15 protein-coding genes and 1 riboswitch are annotated in these 18,330 nt (G+C 41.2%); of the genes, 7 read left to right on the top strand and 8 right to left on the bottom strand.

Going from position 1 to position 18,330, the window contains the following annotated elements:
* Window positions 1-334 precede the first annotated feature (334 nt).
* The 3 genes from pflB (at window position 335) to ACO1PF_RS12240 (ending at window position 4,447) form a co-directional block, all read left to right on the top strand.
* On the top strand, window positions 335-2,596 hold the full coding sequence (gene pflB, locus ACO1PF_RS12250) for a formate C-acetyltransferase (RefSeq protein WP_423189341.1): 2,262 nt from the start codon (window positions 335-337) through the stop codon (window positions 2,594-2,596).
* Between the two features lie 36 nt (window positions 2,597-2,632).
* Window positions 2,633-3,385, top strand: coding sequence for a pyruvate formate-lyase-activating protein (gene pflA / locus ACO1PF_RS12245; protein ID WP_423189340.1), 753 nt, complete (start codon window positions 2,633-2,635; stop codon window positions 3,383-3,385).
* Window positions 3,386-3,520: 135 nt separating this feature from the next.
* Entirely contained in the window at window positions 3,521-4,447 is a 927-nt protein-coding gene (locus ACO1PF_RS12240) for a manganese-dependent inorganic pyrophosphatase (RefSeq protein ID WP_423189339.1), read from the top strand.
* Between the two features lie 53 nt (window positions 4,448-4,500).
* On the opposite strand, the gene ACO1PF_RS12235 is transcribed toward ACO1PF_RS12240, so the two are convergent.
* The 8 genes from ACO1PF_RS12235 to ACO1PF_RS12200 form a co-directional block, all read right to left on the bottom strand.
* Window positions 4,501-5,475 carry a hypothetical protein gene (locus ACO1PF_RS12235; protein WP_423189338.1) on the bottom strand — a complete coding sequence of 325 codons (975 nt, stop codon included), beginning with the start codon at window positions 5,473-5,475 and terminating at the stop codon, window positions 4,501-4,503.
* Window positions 5,476-5,694: 219 nt separating this feature from the next.
* Entirely contained in the window at window positions 5,695-6,747 is a 1,053-nt protein-coding gene (locus ACO1PF_RS12230; protein ID WP_423189337.1) for an alanine racemase, read from the bottom strand.
* Window positions 6,744-7,904 (bottom strand): M20 metallopeptidase family protein, encoded by a 1,161-nt coding sequence (locus tag ACO1PF_RS12225; RefSeq protein ID WP_423189336.1) that lies wholly within the window; start codon window positions 7,902-7,904, stop codon window positions 6,744-6,746. Before ACO1PF_RS12225 ends, ACO1PF_RS12230 begins: the two co-directional genes overlap by 4 nt.
* 40 nt (window positions 7,905-7,944) lie before the next feature.
* Entirely contained in the window at window positions 7,945-8,658 is a 714-nt protein-coding gene (gene dapD / locus ACO1PF_RS12220; RefSeq protein WP_423189335.1) for a 2,3,4,5-tetrahydropyridine-2,6-dicarboxylate N-acetyltransferase, read from the bottom strand.
* 3 nt (window positions 8,659-8,661) lie between these two features.
* Window positions 8,662-9,396: a 4-hydroxy-tetrahydrodipicolinate reductase gene (gene dapB, locus ACO1PF_RS12215; RefSeq protein ID WP_423189334.1), complete on the bottom strand. Its 735-nt coding sequence runs from the start codon at window positions 9,394-9,396 to the stop codon at window positions 8,662-8,664.
* Window position 9,397: 1 nt separating this feature from the next.
* Entirely contained in the window at window positions 9,398-10,279 is an 882-nt protein-coding gene (gene dapA, locus ACO1PF_RS12210; RefSeq protein WP_423189333.1) for a 4-hydroxy-tetrahydrodipicolinate synthase, read from the bottom strand.
* 1 nt (window position 10,280) lies between these two features.
* Window positions 10,281-11,267: an aspartate-semialdehyde dehydrogenase gene (locus tag ACO1PF_RS12205; protein ID WP_423189332.1), complete on the bottom strand. Its 987-nt coding sequence runs from the start codon at window positions 11,265-11,267 to the stop codon at window positions 10,281-10,283.
* A 28-nt stretch (window positions 11,268-11,295) separates the two neighbouring features.
* Entirely contained in the window at window positions 11,296-12,498 is a 1,203-nt protein-coding gene (locus ACO1PF_RS12200; RefSeq protein WP_423189331.1) for an aspartate kinase, read from the bottom strand.
* Window positions 12,499-12,601: 103 nt separating this feature from the next.
* A riboswitch (Lysine riboswitch) is annotated at window positions 12,602-12,782 on the bottom strand.
* Between the two features lie 553 nt (window positions 12,783-13,335).
* Here ACO1PF_RS12200 and arcA point away from each other — a divergent pair.
* The 4 genes from arcA (at window position 13,336) to ACO1PF_RS12180 (ending at window position 18,194) form a co-directional block, all read left to right on the top strand.
* Window positions 13,336-14,577: an arginine deiminase gene (gene arcA / locus ACO1PF_RS12195; RefSeq protein ID WP_423190559.1), complete on the top strand. Its 1,242-nt coding sequence runs from the start codon at window positions 13,336-13,338 to the stop codon at window positions 14,575-14,577.
* Window positions 14,578-14,618: 41 nt separating this feature from the next.
* Complete coding sequence (gene argF, locus ACO1PF_RS12190) at window positions 14,619-15,632, top strand: ornithine carbamoyltransferase (protein ID WP_423189330.1); 1,014 nt, start codon at window positions 14,619-14,621, stop codon at window positions 15,630-15,632.
* A gap of 75 nt (window positions 15,633-15,707) precedes the next feature.
* A complete protein-coding gene (gene arcC, locus ACO1PF_RS12185) occupies window positions 15,708-16,649 on the top strand; it encodes a carbamate kinase (RefSeq protein WP_423189329.1) in 942 nt (313 codons plus the stop codon).
* A gap of 36 nt (window positions 16,650-16,685) precedes the next feature.
* The gene (locus tag ACO1PF_RS12180) at window positions 16,686-18,194 is read left to right on the top strand and encodes a YfcC family protein (RefSeq protein WP_423189328.1); all 1,509 of its coding nucleotides are present in this window, start codon (window positions 16,686-16,688) and stop codon (window positions 18,192-18,194) included.
* Window positions 18,195-18,330 lie beyond the last annotated feature (136 nt).

The following is an 18,330-nucleotide window of genomic DNA, read 5'->3' as shown; positions in this document are numbered from 1 at the left end:
AATCATTTCCTCCTTGATATAGTGAAATACTGAGCAATAGGGTTCAAAAATTTAAGTCTTTCTCATATTCGAACGAAATGCCCTGAAAAAGACTAGTAACATTGAACATAGTGCAATGTTTTTTGCGTTTATTTACTACAACCCTAGAATAACATAGTGAATTCGCTTACAGGAACACATATTTGTGTCAATATTGTGACAAATTGAGCAAGACGGAGAAAACGCTGATACACCGGCGAAATGTCACAGAACGTTCAACCTTTCACTTGTATAAAGTGAGTGAATGTGATAGTATGAACATGTTGATAAAGAGATTAATAAAGGAGAATTGATTATGGAAAAACAGCGTACTGAAAATATTTCTTTGGAATCCATTTGGAATGGGTTTATTGGAAAACAATGGAAAGAAGAAATTGATGTTCGTCATTTTATTCAAAGCAATTACCGTCCCTATGATGGAAACGAATCATTTTTAGAAGGTCCGACTAAGGATACTGAAAAATTATGGGATCAAGTCATGGACTTAGATAAGCAAGAACGTGCTGCCGGTGGCATGCTAGATATGGATACAGAAGTCGTTTCTACAATAACTTCTCATGGTCCGGGGTACTTATCAAAAGATTTAGAAAAAATTGTCGGTTTCCAGACAGAAAAACCATTTAAACGTTCACTCCAACCGTTTGGTGGAATTCGTATGATGGAAGTAGCCGCTGAATCTTATGGCTTTGAAGTGGATCCTTTCCTATCACATGTATTCAGAGACTGGAGAAAAACACATAACCAGGGTGTGTTTGATGCATATACGCCAGAAATGCGTGAAGTACGTCGAACAGGTATTATTACAGGACTTCCTGATGCATACGGTCGTGGACGTATTATAGGAGACTACCGACGAGTAGCTCTTTATGGTGTTGATCGATTAATTGCTGAAAAAGAAGCTGATAAAACAAAATCTGATACAGCAATGATGGATGAAAAAAATATCAGGAAACGTGAAGAAATCAGCGATCAGTTGAATGCATTACATCAATTAGTAGAATTAGGAAACATCTACGGTTTTGACGTTTCACGTCCAGCTCAAAATGCAACAGAAGCCTTCCAGTGGTTATACCTTGGATACCTTGCAGCTGTTAAAGAACAAAATGGCGCAGCCATGTCACTTGGCCGTACCTCAACTTTCCTGGATATCTATATTGAAAGAGATCTTAAAAATGGTACGATGACTGAAATCGAAGCGCAGGAATTAGTGGACCATTTTGTTATGAAATTACGTTTAGTTAAATTTGTCCGCACACCTGAATATAACGAACTATTCTCAGGAGACCCAACATGGGTGACTGAAGCTATTGCTGGTATCGGTTTAGATGGACGTCATATGGTTACTAAAAGTAGCTACCGCTTCTTGAATACATTGACTAACTTAGGGTCAGCACCGGAACCAAACTTGACTGTTTTATGGTCACCAAAATTACCTCAATCCTTTAAAAATTATTGTTCACGTGTTTCAATCGAGAGCAGCGCGATTCAATATGAAAATGATGATATCATGCGTGAAGAGTGGGGCGATGATTACGGTATCGCTTGTTGTGTGTCTGCTATGCCGATCGGCAAGCAAATGCAGTTCTTTGGTGCCCGTGCCAACTTAGCCAAAGCATTGTTATATGCTATCAATGGCGGCGTGGATGAGAAGTCTAAAAAACAAGTTGGACCAAAATTCCGTCCGATCACTTCTGAATATTTAGATTACGCTGAAGTAACTGAAAAATTTGATGACACGCTGGATTGGTTAGCAGAGATGTATATCAATACTTTGAATATTATTCACTACATGCATGATAAATACAGCTATGAAAGTTTAGAGATGGCCCTGCATGATTCAGAAGTCGTTCGTACAATGGCTACCGGTATTGCTGGTTTCTCTGTAGCGGTAGATTCACTATCAGCTATCAAGCATGCTAAAGTTAAAGTTATTCGTGATGAAGATGGCATAGCAATCGATTATGAAATCGAAGGCGACTATCCGAAATACGGTAACGATGACGACAAAGTAGATGACATTGCAGTTGAATTGCTTAAAAAATTCATGAGTAAAGTTAGACAATACCCAACTTACCGTGATGCCACACATACAACTTCTATATTGACTATTACATCAAACGTTGTTTATGGTAAGAAAACAGGCAATACTCCTGATGGACGTCGTCAAGGCGTACCGTTCGCACCAGGCGCAAACCCATTACACGGTAGAGACTCAAACGGTGCTTTGGCAAGTTTGAACTCAGTGGCTAAATTACCATACAAAGAATCTTTAGATGGTATTTCCAACACCTTCTCGATCGTGCCTAAAGCTTTAGGCAAAGAAGACAGTGTACAACAAAATAACTTATCCACGATGTTAGATGGATACGTTAAAATGGGTGGACATCACTTAAACGTGAATGCCCTGAACCGCGAAACACTAGAAGACGCTATGGAACATCCGGAAGAGTACCCACAATTAACGATCCGTGTTTCCGGATACGCAGTTAACTTCACTAAATTAACCAGAGAACAACAAATGGATGTCTTGAATCGTACATTCCATGACTCAATGTAAGTAAAAAAGTTTAATTATTCGTAGGGGGAAGTATAGATGACAGAATCACCAATAGGATATGTGCACTCAACAGAAAGCTTCGGTTCTTTGGATGGACCAGGAATTCGCTTCGTAGTGTTTATGCAGGGATGTCGTATGCGTTGTGAGTTCTGTCATAACCCTGACACGTGGAATATGGGTGGCGGAACACCTTTCACACCTCAAGAACTCCTTGACAAAGCTTTGAAATACAAAAGCTATTGGGGAGAAGAGGGAGGCATCACCGTTAGTGGTGGTGAACCGCTTATTCATATCGACTTTCTAATTGAATTCTTTAAATTAGCTAAAGCGGAAGGCGTCAACGTTTCACTAGACACGTGTGGACAGCCATTCACTTATGACGAGCCATTCTTTGGTCGCTTTGAAGAATTAATGAAATATACTGATTTGGTGTTGATGGATATCAAACACATTGATGATCAGATCCATAAGAAATATACGATGCATTCCAATAAGAGTATTTTAGATATGGCTAACTATTTGTCTAAAATCGGCATTCCCATGTGGTTGAGACACGTTTTAGTTCCAGGCCGTTCTGATTACGATGAACATTTAGAACGTTTGAGTGATTTCATTGAACAACTGGATAACGTGATAAAAGTAGAGGTTTTACCTTATCACCAACTGGGCGTTTATAAGTATAAAGAACTTGGTATTCCTTATAAACTGGAAGGCGTTCAGCCACCTACAGCGGAGCGCGTTGAAAATGCAAACCGTATATTAAAAACAAGTAAATATCAAACGCAGTAAACTAAAACTATGTTGATCGTCCAATTCAGTGAAAGCCTCACTGGATTAACGTCAACATAGTTTTTCGTTTATTGAAATTAATGACTTTTTACGCTATTCTATAAGAAGAGAATTTAAAATAAAAGGAGAATGACAGTGAGTAAAATACTTATATTTGGACATCAAAGTCCTGACACGGATGCCATCACATCAGCGATTACCTTTTCGCATCTGCAAAATGAATTAGGCAAAGAGACAGAGCCTGTTGCTTTGGGAAAAACGACAGCCGAAACGCAATATGCTCTAGATTATTTTGAAGTTGAAGCCCCACGAGTCATCACTACAGCTGCAGATGAAACGCCGGAAGTGATGCTGGTCGACCATAATGAAGCGCAGCAAAGTGTTTCGGATATTGACAAAGTGAAAGTACTGGCAGTCGTTGATCATCATCGCATTGCAAACTTCCAAACAGCGAACCCGCTTTATTACCGTGCCGAACCTGTTGGGTGTACGAATACGATTATTTTGAAATTATACAAAGAAAATAATGTAGAAGTGCCTAAACATATTGCGGGTTTGATGCTTTCAGCGATCATATCTGATACGTTGTTATTCAAATCTCCAACATGTACAGCAGAAGACGAAAAAGCCGCAAAAGAATTAGCTGAAATTGCGGATATCGACATAGAGGCTTATGGTAAAGACTTGCTTAAGGCCGGCGCGGATACATCAAGTAAAAACGCAGATCAAATTCTGAATGATGATGCTAAAAACTTTCCGATGGGTGATTTGACTGTTCGTATCGGCCAAGTAAACGTTGTAGACGTGGATGAAATATTGGAACGTAAACAAGAATTACTGGACGAAATGGCAGCACAAAGCGAAAGCAATAAGCTTGATTTATTTATACTCGTGACGACAAATGTACTGGAAAGTGATTCTGTCGCGCTTGTTTACGGCGAAGAAAAAGCACAGGTAGCAGAAGCATTTAACAAAGAAATGAAAGATGATACCTTATACCTTGAAGGTGTGGTTTCTAGGAAAAAACAAGTCGTTCCACAACTAACTGAGCAATTTAGTTAATTATCGATTCAAAAAAAGGAATCCTCATTTAAGAGGATTCCTTTTTTTTTTTGCTATAAAATTTTTACCGATTGCTTCTTAGTTTTGATATAGGTGTGTTTCAACCAAAAGAGTGTATTCAACATGCTTCTACCAGAAACGGTGGCCAAAAACGCCGTTGCTCCCAATTTTCCTCCAGAACCATCAAAAAGAGAGGCGACAGCGATAAATAAGATGCCGGTCAAAATGGTTAAGAAAAACATCTCGGTATAGGTTTTCGCTCTTTCTTTGGATACCATACCTGTAAATGTTGCGCAAAAAGCAGCAACAACAATGATGTGACTGTTTTGTGGAGATAGTATAGCTATGGTCAGGCCAACTAAAGCAGAAGCTGTCACCGCATCCAATAAAAACATGTCCTGCAACAGATAGGTCGCCATTCCAGCAAAGATAATGATTAAAAATAAGGGTAGGTATAAATTAGTTGAGAGTGGATCCAACGTCCTAAAGGGTGACCTGAAAACCAGAGCAGAAAGAAAGGTGCCACAAAAAGCTATAAAACCTAATTTTCCGCCATAGCCCTTAAATAATTGTTCGGACAGAATGAACAGAATGCCTGCAATGAGACTGGCTAACATGAAGGAAAAGGGATTTGAGAAAATCAAGTTGCAAGCCATCCCGACAAATGAACCGCAGTAAATAGCGGCTGCATAATTTTTGAAAAGATAGGCGCCACTCAAACCGATAACACTTGAAGCGAGGACACCACCCAAACCCAATTGATGATTCAATATGAATGTGATGTAAGCTCCCCCGACTAGCGCCAATAAAATGTTTAAGTTTTTTGGTCGACTTAATTTAACGGGTTGTTTTAATTGACACTTTATACAACCCCATTCGGTTCTTAATTGTTTGACGAAGAATAAACCCGAAATGGCCAGCATAACGAGTGAAACAATACTCAAATGAGCAATGTTACCGTATATCATTGAATAAAAAAGGTAAGAAGAAAAGAAAGCAAAGATCATGAAACTGCTTGTGAGAACCAACGTGGCCACTCCTTTCAATTTATTTCACAAATTCAAGAAATTATGTACTATTTAAATCATTGTAACCGATTTATTTATTTAGTCCAGTTTAGCACAAAACGATGGGGATATGAAATGATTTTCACAAACTTTTGTTGTCTCTTCATATATCAGTATATCCTTGTCAAAAATCAGTCAAAAAAAAGACAGAAGAATTAAGAATGTCTCTTCTGTCTGAGGCTATTTGATTATGGATAACTCAAAGGTCTGTTTGTTCAGGCTTGCCATTTGTTGAGAAAAAGGGCCGATACCTTGACTGGCGAACCAATCGAAACGCAATTCATCATTATAAAGGATGACAGAGTCACCAATTGCAACGTCGTCGTCTACCTCTATCAATATATGACTCATCATTATCGAGCGGATCGGGTAGGCTTTTCGGTTTATTAATACAGGGAAATTTTTCCGTGCTTTCAACAGACCGTTACCATAGCCGATATCACATACGGCAATCTTTGCATCTTTTTCAAGTTGGTAATCTGCGGAATACCCAATCGTTTGTCCGCCCTCGACCGAGGTCAATTCAATGACATTGGCTTCGATACTGACTACTTGTTCAGCGAGAGAGACATCCAAGCCTTCATAATAGGGACGAGCGCCATACAAAATAACGCCTCCTCTTATATGTGTATGATGAGGGAGCGGGCCATCCCTTAAAAACGAAGCGCTGTTCTGCGCGTGAATGTACTTCAGACCGGGAAGATACGCATGCAGTCCTTTTATAACTGTTTGCCATTTTTCTTTTTCCTTTTGATATCTGTCAACACCAAAGTCATCCGCAGAAGCAAAATGTGTCCAGATGCCGTTAACGTTCAGATCCTTATCATCCAATATGTGCTTCATATCAGCGATGCGATCAAAGCCCAATCGGTTAAGGTCATTTCGAAAAACCAGTTGAATCGTTAGCCCTTTTAACTCGTCTTTATATTTCTCATAGTAGGCGTAGGACGAGACGGTCAAAGTGATATCGTATTCTTTTATGAGCTGAAATTCTGTACTTGGATCCAGCAGTAAAATAAAGATGTCACTGTTCCATTTTCTCAGTTGGATCGCTTCAGACAAGACGGTCGTCGAAAAAGCGCGAATACCACCTTCGTAAAAGGTCCGGTACACCCGTTCAAGACCGTGATTATACCCGTCATTTTTTACCACTGCGATGGTATCGGTTTTTGATTGAATTAAACGAGCTTGTCTGACCAGTCGTTTTTCATTGAGTGTTAATCGTGCAGTCATTTGATCACACCTAACGTATGGGCAATGGATTGGAAATACTTTACGCCGTTGAGCAAGATGGCTTCGTCAAAATTGAACAGGGAAGTGTGTAGACCATGGATATAGCCTTTTTCTTCGTTACGGATACCTAAAAAGGCAAAATTAGTTTTAGCCACTGATTGATAGAAGGAAAAATCTTCGCCGAAAAGATAAGGAACATCAAGTAGTTGGAGGTTCAAGCCGGCATGATCGACACTTGTTTTTACAGTCTCTATCAAGGCTGTGTCATTGTATACGGCCGGGTATCCTTTAGCAAAGTCCAGAGAAGTTACCGTGTGATGCAGGGCGTCTGTACTGGTCACGATGGTTTCCATTTTTTCCTGAATGTGTTTCAGATCATCGGGAAAATAGGTGCGGATGGTTCCTTGTATGTGTCCGTCCGACGCAACTGTATTGATCGCTTCACCTGCATGGAGTTGGCCAATATGCAAAATATTCTGATGCAAGCCGTTTAAAAAGTATTGCTGAACCTGAGAAAGTTGCGTCGCAATATTGACGACAGCTCCTAGGGCACTGAATCCTTTTTCTTTTTGAGCCACATGGGCAGAAAGACCTCTGACGGTTATGCGGTATTCTGTTGCACTCGCCATTAAAAAGCCTTGTCTGGTCGCTAATGTGTGTTCAGGCACGTCAGGACCTAAATGAAGGCCGTAAATTCCGTTGATCTGATAATCTTCAAAAGGAAAAGCCCGAATGAGAGCGTCAGCTCCAGCATTTGATTCCTCAGAAGGCTGGAATATGAGCAGCATGTTTTTCTCGAGCAACCCCTTGTCCTGTTGCTCTTTACACCATTCAGCAAACGTCAGCATGATGGACGCATGACCATCATGTCCGCAGGCGTGCATGACGCCTGGATGCTGCGATTCAAACGTGACACCCGTTTCTTCCTGAATGGGCAGAGCATCAATGTCTGCACGAAAGCCGACTGTTTCTTTTGAGCCAGAAGAGCCTTCAAAATAAACAATGGTAGCCGTATCCATAGGCGTAAAGTAGGGTATCGAAAGCGAGTCTAGTGTCGTTCTGATATACTCTGTCGTTTTATATTCATTAAATGAAAGTTCGGGTATCTGATGTAACTGTCTACGATGAGTCGTCACTGTTTCGAGTAAGCGGGACATACTTTCCTCCTGTATATGATAGTATCGATTGAATTTGCTTTTATTTAAGTTCTCTTAAAGCAGAAATGATGGCTATTTTTTCTGAAGCCACATCAGACGTGTTTTTTATTTTTCTGGCAGGAACACCAGCGACAACGGTATCTTGCGGGACATCTTCAGTTACGATAGCCCCGGCCGCAACGACGGAACCTTTGCCGACCGTTATGCCTTCAAGTATTACGGCGTTCGCCCCGATCAAAACATTATCTTCAATTACGACAGGTTTGGCATTGGCAGGTTCTATGACACCTGAAAGTATTGCTCCAGCACCGACGTGAACATTTTTACCGGTAATGGCGCGACCACCCAGAACCGCGCCCATGTCGATCATTGTTCCTTCACCAATGACAGCTCCGATATTAATCACCGCACCCATCATCACAACAGCATTTTTACCTATGGTTACATGATCCCGAATGAATGAGCCTGGTTCGATACGGGCATCCACTTGAGAAAGGTCTAAAAGCGGGATGGCAGAGTGGCGTCGGTCTTGTTCGATGACCAATTCACTCATAGCTTCTTCGTTGTCTGCAAAGAAAGGCTGCCAGTCTCTCAAGTCTGCAAACAGGGTGAAGCTTCCATCTGAACCAAAAACTTTAAAAGACTCGGGGAAATCGTCTCGTTTAAGCTCGGTATTGACATAAATTTTTATTGGCGTAGATTTTTCTGATTCGCTGATATATTGGATGATTTCTTCTGGATTAAAGTCTTTCACAGGTCACACTCCTAAGTTAGTATACGTATAAAAGCCGGTTTCTTTGGTTATTAACTTTTCAGCTGCTTTCAAAGCACCACGGGCAAAGATATCTTTGGACTGGGCTGAATGTTTGATGGAAATCACTTCATCGTGACCGGCAAACAACACTTCATGTTCACCCACAATGGTGCCTCCGCGAATGGTTGAAATACCGATGTCCTTTTTGTCGCGTTTTTCGGTGACTTGGCTGCGGTCGTAAACGGTCTGAGCGTCTGGACGAGCCTTTTCAGTGATCGCATCGAGCAATTTGATCAACGTTCCGCTCGGGGCATCTATTTTCTGATTATGATGCTTTTCGATCATTTCAATGTCATAGTCATCCATGAGCGGAGCGATGGTTTCGAGCAATTGCGTTACAATGTGGACGCCGTAGCTCATATTGGCGCTGAAAAACACGGGAACCTCTGTCGCTTTTTCGTCCATCAATGCAAGCAGTGTCTCTTTTTCACCGGTGGTCGCAATCACCATAGGGACGTTGAGACCAGATCTTAACAGTTCTTTGGTTAATGTCGGGTGTGAAAAATCGATCACACAATCTGCCTCTGGTAAGTCTTCATTGACGGACCCAAAGAGAGGATAGGGACAATCAATTTCGTCCGTTGGCGAGACTGCTCCAACGATGGTGTGTCCGTTCTCTTCAGCGAGTGTGGCTACGCGTTTGTTCATCGTGCCGTATCCGACCAGTAAAATCTTCATTTTACGCATCCTTTCTGGTGTGATCGAAGAGCTCAGTTAAAACATTTTGAGCAGCGTCTTCAAGGGGCACGAGTGGTAAGCGCAAAGAATAAGCGCCATAACCTAGGTGACTGGTCAACACTTTGATCGGGATCGGATTAACGTCAACGCCTAAGGCATCCACTAAGGGAAAGAGCTTGCGGTGGATGTCCGCGGCTAGTTTGGGCTGTTTTAATGCCGCCACATACATGTTCTGATAATCATTCGGTAAAGCATTGGCCAGGACCGATATAAGGCCGTGTCCGCCTAATGAGAAGAAGGGTAGGGCCAAGTCGTCATTCCCGCTGTAAAACGAGAACGAGTCAGCTACGACCCGTTGAAGACGACTTAGATGTGCCAAGTCACCGGTCGCATCTTTCAGACCAATGATGTTTGGATGCTGAGCCAAGACTTCCAGCGTTTCCGGTGCGATCGTTACGCCTGTACGTGAAGGCACATCATACAAGATGATCGGGATAGAAACCGCATCAGCAATGGCAGTGAAGTGAGCAAGCAGGCCTTTTTGACTAGTTTTGTTGTAGTAGGGGGTGATCACTAGCAGCCCATCCACGCCTAATTTTTCAGCTTCTTGAGAAAGGATGATAGCCTCTGCCGTATTGTTTGAACCTGTTCCGGCAATCACTGGGATCTGCTTGTCAGCCACTTCCATCGCTAGGGATAACAAGGTGGTTTTTTCTTCACGTGTCAAAGTGGTTCCTTCACCCGTCGTACCGTTGACCACAAAAGCTTGGATGCTATTTTCTTTCAAGAAAGTTAAATGCTGCTTGAAACTGTCATAGTCCACTTTGCCTTCTATAAAGGGGGTCGTGACAGCAACAGCTGCACCGGTAAATAATCGTGTCAATTTAATCATCCTTTCTGGAGATAAGTTCTTCAAGTATTTGGACAGCATTTAAAGCGGAACCTTTGAGTATGTTGTCACTCACGGACCATAAATGGTAGGTGTTAGGCAAGCTGTTATCTTTCCTGATGCGACCGACAAAGACGCCTTCTTTATGGGCGGCATCCAGCGGGGTAGGGTAAACCTCACGTGACGGGTCATCCATGACGATGATAGAAGGGAAGTCTCCCAAGACTGCTTTCAGCTCCGCCACAGTGGGTTCCTGCTTCAAAGTGATGTTCATGGCAACGGCGTGTGCATGAGGAACAGGAACGCGAACGCATGTTGCCGTGACGTCGATGGAGGCATCCTTTAATATTTTCTGCGTTTCTTTGATCATCTTTTGTTCTTCTTTGGTATACCCATCTTCTAAAAAGACATCTATTTGTGGGATGACGTTATGGTAAATAGGCTTCGGATAATTCTCTGGAGCCTCGCCTTTTTCGCCTCTGTCTAAATCTTCTATGCCTTTCCAGCCTGATCCCGATACTGACTGGTAAGTCGTATAGGCCACACGTTTCAAACCGAAGGCATCTGCCAAAGGTTTGAGCGGAATGACGGACTGAATGGTCGAACAATTCGGATTGGCAATGATTTTGCGTTTCAACGTCGGTTTATTTACTTCGGGAACAATCAAATCAATACTATCATCCATGCGCCAGGCACTGGAATTATCGATCACGACGGCACCGGCTTTTTCAAAGAGGGGAGCGAAGTGCAAACTTATCTCTCCACCGGCAGACATCAAGACATAGTCAAAGTCACTCTTAGCCTTTTCTTCCGTCAATTCTTCAACGATATACGTTTCCCCTTTGAATGCAACTCTTTTTCCGGCTGAACGCGCGGATGAAAAAAGGGTCAAAGAGAAGAACGGGATGTTTTTCTGGTCCAATAAGTGGAGCATCGTCTGGCCAACCAAACCGGTGGCACCAACTAGTGCTATTTTATACATGAAATCGTCCTTTCTTTTGAGTCAGTTTTTACAAATCAAAGGTCTGACATAATAAGCGGGTCGCTTTTTCTCCGTTTTCACCATCGACGACATAAGAAATACTGATTTCTGAAGTCGTGACTTGATAGAAGGGAATATCGGAGGATAATAAAAGTTTGAAAATTTTAGAAGCAACGCCGGTCATATCACGCATTCCGGCTCCAATGACGGAGACCTTGCAATAGGTTGTTTCGATCTTGACATATAAGTTAGCGTAAGATTCTTTCAAAGAATCGAACAACTGATTCAGTTCACGTTCTTCAGACTCTTTGAAGGTAAAGGACAGCTGCAGACCGTCCTGATTTTGAATCTGAGAGATCATATCGATATTTATTTCTGCTTCTTCCAATTTGATGAACAGATCGGTTAAGAAGGTTTTGGTTTCTTGAGTATACGTGATGGTGACGTGAGCCATTTCTTTATCCAAGGCAACCCCAGTCACGGCTTTACGTTCAAGCATTTGATCATTTGGCACAATCCATGTTCCTTTCTCGGTAGATAACGTTTTTCCCAGGTAAAGAGGGACGTTATGATTACTAGCTAATTCCACACTACGCGTTTCGAGTACACCGGCGCCTAAGGCAGACATTTCCATCATCTCTTCGAATGAAATGGTGTCCCGGCGTTTGGCTTCCGGGAAGATACGTGGGTCTGTACTGTACACACCTGTCACATCTGTATAGATTTCACAGGGACAGTTTAATGTTGAAGCGATTGCTACAGCCGTGGTATCTGATCCGCCGCGACCAAGAGTAGTGAGTTCGCCTGCTTTATTGAAGCCCTGAAACCCAGCAACAATAAGGATGTCGTTATTTTCGAACAACTCTTCCAAGAGATCTGATTTTATTGAAGAAATTTTGCTTTTCAAATGTTTTCCAGTCGTTTCAATTCCTGCCTGATACCCAGTCAGCGGTTTAGCGCGTACATTCAAGTCGTTTAAAACTAAAGACAGGAATGAAATGGTTTGCTGTTCACCTGTATTGAGTAACATTGCTAAATCTTTATCGTTAGGATTGGATGTCAGTTGGCTCACTGAAGTCAGTAAATCGTCAGTCGTTTTACCCATCGCCGAGACAACAACAATCAGCTGCTCATCATTTTCGACACGTGACTTAAGATATTCTGAGATTTCTTTGATTTTTACGAAATCGGCAACGCTTGATCCTCCAAATTTTAATACACTTCGTTTCATAGCGACTCCTTTTCTTTGATGGGCTTTGGTATTGATGGTAACTCTGCTGTAAATGCAAAAAAACAAGTCGGGAATGCCGACTTGTTTACAATAAGATATCGTCACAAGCGGAAGCACTCCGTTTAGCCTATAGCTATACGGCAGTCTGCAGATTCTTCATATGCAGCCCAACGGTTTGCTCTCTGTAAAAGCAAACGATTTCGGCAAATCTCCCTTTCCTCATTTTAGACTTACAGGTCCGTATAAAAACGAGTACTGATGATTTTTGCTCCTCATCCATTCATTTAATTTTTAATTTATGTTGTTAAGCTTATCAAATTTTAATGTTAATGTAAACAAATATCATTGAAATCAATAAACCCACTCCCAGAGTGAATAAATAAGTAGTATAAATTGAAAGTTTCTATAAAAGATATTATAGTTAAGTAAGGTGAGAGAGAAACGCAAAAAAAAAACAAATCAGGTGGTTTGATTAAATAGAAGAAGTGTGTTGAAACCCTGTTATGACAGTTTTTATTAGAGGGGTTGATCCATAGAAAAAAACCAGAGGTGAAGTTTGTGAAAACTTTAATAATATTGTTAGAATAAACTTATTTTTAATATTTTTTGTATAACTCACACTATTATTCATTTTTTCAGGACAGTATCCAGTTATTTATACAAATAAGTAATTTTTATACAAAAACAGCAGATAGCAAGACTTTATAAGCGTTTACATAGGCTTAACAATAGCTTTTGTAAGTGCTATCATACAGGTAGCAAATCAAATGAGGAGGAAATAAATTGAAAAATACAGCTAAGACAGAGACACCTGTTTTAGAAACAGGACAAAACGAAATGAAGCAGCAAACGAAACCTATTCATGTGTTTTCCGAGATAGGCGAATTGCAGACAGTTCTATTGAAAAGACCGGGTAAAGAAATCGAAAATTTGACACCCGATATCATGGAACGGCTGCTGTTTGATGACATTCCGCACTTGCGTGTTATTCAAAAAGAGCATGATATGTTCGCGGATGCTTTAAGAGATAACGGAGTAGAGGTCTTGTATCTTGAAAAATTATCGGCTGAAGCGATCGATGCCTCCGATACAAAAGAGTCGTTTGTCGAAACGATGCTGAACGAATCAAATATTTCGTCGAAAAATGTATATAAAGCATTGAAAGAGTATTTACTTTCAATGGAAACATTCGAAATGGTCGAGACGATCATGGCTGGTGTGCGTAAGAATGCCGTGGAAGTTGAATCCAATCATCTCGCTGATATCAGTGATCGCGAGCAATATCCATTTTACATGGATCCTATGCCGAATCTATACTTCACACGTGACCCGGGCGCTTCGATCGGAAACGGTCTGACCATCAACAATATGACGTTTGAAGCCCGTAAACGAGAAACGTTATTCCTGCAAACAATTATGAATCATCATCCGCGTTTTAAAAATAGCGGCATCCAAATATGGAGAGACCGTGATGAATCCACATGTATGGAAGGTGGAGACGAACTCATTTTAAATGATAAAGTCTTGGCTATCGGTATTTCTCAACGTTCAGAAGCAAAAGCAATCGAAGAGTTGGCTATCAAATTATTCGAAAAAGGGTCTTCTTTCGAAAAAGTACTGGCCATTAAAATTCCTAATGTGCGGGCTATGATGCACCTGGATACTGTCTTTACCATGATCGATCACAATAAATTCACCATCCATCCTGGCATCTTGGAGCTCGACGGATCGATCGACACCTATATCTTGGAAAAATCAGAAGAAGCTGGAAAAGTTAAAATAACGCACGAAAAGGATTTGAAAAAAGTACTGAAAGATGCGCTGGGCGTGGGAGAAATCGAGCTCATTCAATGTGGTGGCGGCGATGCGATCGCAGCTCCAAGAGAACAATGGAATGATGGGTCGAATACCTTAGCTATCGCTCCGGGAGTCGTAGTCACTTATGACCGGAACTATGTCTCCAATGCCTTGTTGAGAGAAAAAGGCGTTAAGGTGATCGAAATAGAATCGAGCGAATTATCAAGAGGTCGTGGCGGTCCGCGTTGTATGAGTATGCCTCTTGTCAGAAAAGATGTATAATAATTAAAATATATATATAATTTATTAGGAGGAAAACAAAAATGCAAAACGTATTTCAAGGTCGTAGTTTATTAAAAGAGATAGATTTCACGAAAGAGGAATTAATGTATTTTATTGATTTTTCAGCTCACCTTAAAGAAATGAAGAAAAAAGGGATTCCTCATCGTTATTTAGAAGGGAAAAATATCGCGTTGTTATTTGAAAAATCATCAACACGTACCCGTTCAGCTTTTACAGTGGCATCGATCGACTTAGGTGCACATCCAGAATATCTAGGAAAAAATGATATTCAAATAGGCAAAAAAGAATCCGTTGAAGATACAGCTAAAGTTTTAGGCGGAATGTTTGATGGCATTGAATTCCGTGGCTTCAAACAAGAAAGTGTTGAACTTTTAGCAGAACACTCAGGCGTTCCAGTCTGGAATGGTTTGACAGACGAGTGGCACCCTACACAAATGATTGCAGATTACTTGACACTCAAAGAAAATTTCGGAAAATTAGAAGGTTTGACATTAGCTTATACGGGTGATGGTCGTAACAACGTGGCCAACAGCCTGTTGATCACCGGTGCTATTCTAGGCGTTAACGTGCATATCGTATCACCTGAATCACTGTTCCCAGATGACAAATTAGTCAAATTAGCTCAAGAATATGCAGACAAATCCGGCAGCCATATCATGATCACCGACGATGTCAAAGAAGGCGTCAAAGGCGCTGATGCTCTTTATGCGGACGTCTGGGTATCCATGGGTGAAGAAGATAAATTTGAAGAACGTGTCAACTTGTTGAAACCTTACCAAATCAATATGGATATGATGAGATCAACAGGTAAAGATGAAACGATTTTACTCCACTGCTTACCTGCTTTCCACGATACAGAAACTGAATACGGAAAAATGGTTGAAGAAGACTTTGGCGAAACTGAAATGGAAGTCACAGATGAAGTCTTTAGAAGCAAACATGCGCGTCAGTTTGATCAAGCTGAGAACCGCATGCATTCGATCAAAGCTATAATGGCAGCAACATTAGGTAACTTGTTTATCCCACACGTATAAAACACTTAAATAACTGACTGGGTCAAACCAGTCAGTTTATTTAAAATCAACTTGGAAAGAAAGAGAGTGATAACTTTGACCAAACGTAAAATTGTTATTGCATTAGGTGGAAACGCTATCTTGACTGACGATTCTTCTGCACAAGCACAGCAAAAAGCTTTAAAACATACAGCGGAGTATCTTGTCCAATTTGTAGAAAATGGTGATGCGATTGCTGTTTCACACGGTAACGGACCACAAGTCGGTAATCTGCTTTTACAGCAGGAAGCAGCCAATAGTGAGAAGAATCCTGCTATGCCTTTAGATACATGTGTCGCTATGACCCAGGGTAGCATCGGATACTGGCTTCAAGCAGCATTATCTAAGGCACTAAAAGAAAAAGGGTTAAATAATGATGTGGCATCGATCGTCACGCAAGTGGTTGTATCTGAAGATGATCCCGCTTTTAAAAATCCGTCTAAACCAGTGGGTCCTTTCCTTTCAGAAGAAGAAGGTCGAGTGCAGATGGAAGAAACTGGAGCTACATTCATCGAAGATGCAGGCAGAGGCTGGAGAAAAGTTGTGCCTTCACCTAAACCTATAAGCATCAAAGAAATAAACGTCATTAAAACCCTAATTGAAAATGACATCATACCTATCACAGTAGGCGGAGGCGGTATTCCTGTCATTATGAAAGGAGACGAGTATATAGGGATAGAAGCTGTCATCGATAAAGATTTTGCTTCAGAAACATTAGCTGTCAGTTTACAAGCTGACCTCTTAGTCATCTTGACAGGCGTAGATAATGTGATGGTCAATTATCAACAGTCAGATGAAAAAGTACTAGAGGAAGTGACCGTCGCAGAAATGCGGGCATATGTCGATCAGAAGCAATTTGCTGCTGGAAGCATGTTACCTAAAGTAGAAGCTGCGTTAAAATTTGTTGAAAAAAATCCTTCGGGCAAAGCAATTATTACATCTTTAGAAAATATTCAAGCAGCTATTTCAGAGAACGGTGGCACAATCATTACGCGCTGATCATGATTTAATAATAAGTTATTTGGAGGGATTAGAATGGCTCAAAATAAATTCAAAGATAAATTATTGGCGTTACCATCATCATTTACCATACTGTTTTTAATCATCGTTGTTATGGCAATTTTTACATGGTTTGTTCCTGCTGGTAGTTATGAAGTGGATGAAGCCGGAAATATCATCGCCGGTACGTTTGCTTACGTTGATCAACAACCACAAGGCTTATGGGACGTCTTCATGGCTCCTGTCAAAGGGATGCTTGGAACCGATGGCACACCGGGTGCGATAGAGGTATCGCTATTTATTCTAGTCGTGGGTGGCTTTTTGGGTGTTGTCGGTAAAACGGGTGCACTCGACACGGCTATTGCACAAGTTGTCGCGGCCAATAAAGGTCGAGAAAAACTGTTGATTCCTATTCTGATGTTTATCTTCGCACTAGGGGGCACCACGTATGGTATGGCTGAAGAAACCCTGGCCTTCTATCCATTGATTATTCCCGTCATGATAGCCGTAGGTTTTGATAGTCTAGTGGCGGTTTCCGTAGTGTTACTCGGAGCCGGCGTAGGTGTGCTTGCTTCGACCGTTAACCCGTTTGCTACGGGTGTTGCCTCACAGGCTTTGGGTATAAGCCCGGGTGAAGGTATCGGCTTACGTTTAGTCTTTTTCGTTGTGATGTATGCGATAGCCACTATATATGTGTATCGTTATGCTACAAAAGTACAGAAAAACCCAGAAGCTTCATTGGTCTATGAAGACTTTGAAGCAAACAAAAAGAAATTCAAAACAAAAGAAACAAATGATAAAATGAATTCTAAACAAAAATTTGTTATCAGCTTATTCGGATTGACTTTCTTCTTGATGATTTTGGGGCTGGTACCTTGGACGTTGCTCAATGAAAACTGGACGATCTTTGAAACAATCAATTCAGGGTTGATGGGTATTCCATTTATCGGAACTGTGTTAGGTCAACAAATGATTCCGCTTGGTGACTGGTACTTTATGGAGATCACCATGCTGTTCTTCGCCATGTCAGTCATCATAGGGATGGTTTATAGATTACCGGAAGGTCAAATCGTCTCAGGCTTTGTCAATGGCGCAAAAGATTTACTCAGTGTGGCACTGATTGTAGCTGTTGCCCGTGGTATTCAAGTCATCATGAATGAAGGAATGATCACTGCGACAATTTTAAACTTCGGAGAAAGAGGACTGTCTGAGTTTTCTCCAGTATTGTTCTCGATTCTAACGTATATTTTCTATATTCCGCTATCCTTCCTGATTCCTTCAACGTCTGGCCTGGCAGGTGCGACAATGGGGATCATGGGACCACTTGGAACCTTTGTAGGTGTTGCTCAAGACATCGTGGTCACTGCCTTCCAATCTGCAAGTGGGATAGTCAACCTGGTCACTCCTACTTCAGGCGTGGTTATGGGTGCTTTGGCAATTGCCGGAGTAGAGCTGACAACTTGGTGGAAATATACCGCAAAACTTATCGGTATCATTTTCGTTGTCTCATGTATACTCATGGCTGTAGGAGTACTATTCTTTTAACTGAATAACAGATGAATTAAATGAAAAGATTTCTGGTGCAGAAGATAATTCTGTACCAGAAATCTTTTTTTGTCTGTCAGCATAACGGTAGAGTTCTTTAAAATGAAAGTCGGTTGCTAGAATATAGCAAGAATTT

Source organism: Alkalibacterium sp. f15, assembly GCF_049389645.1.
Classification (GTDB): domain Bacteria; phylum Bacillota; class Bacilli; order Lactobacillales; family Carnobacteriaceae_A; genus Alkalibacterium.
The sequence above is the reverse complement of the archived record's forward strand: the minus strand, read 5'-3'. Positions and strand labels throughout refer to the sequence as shown.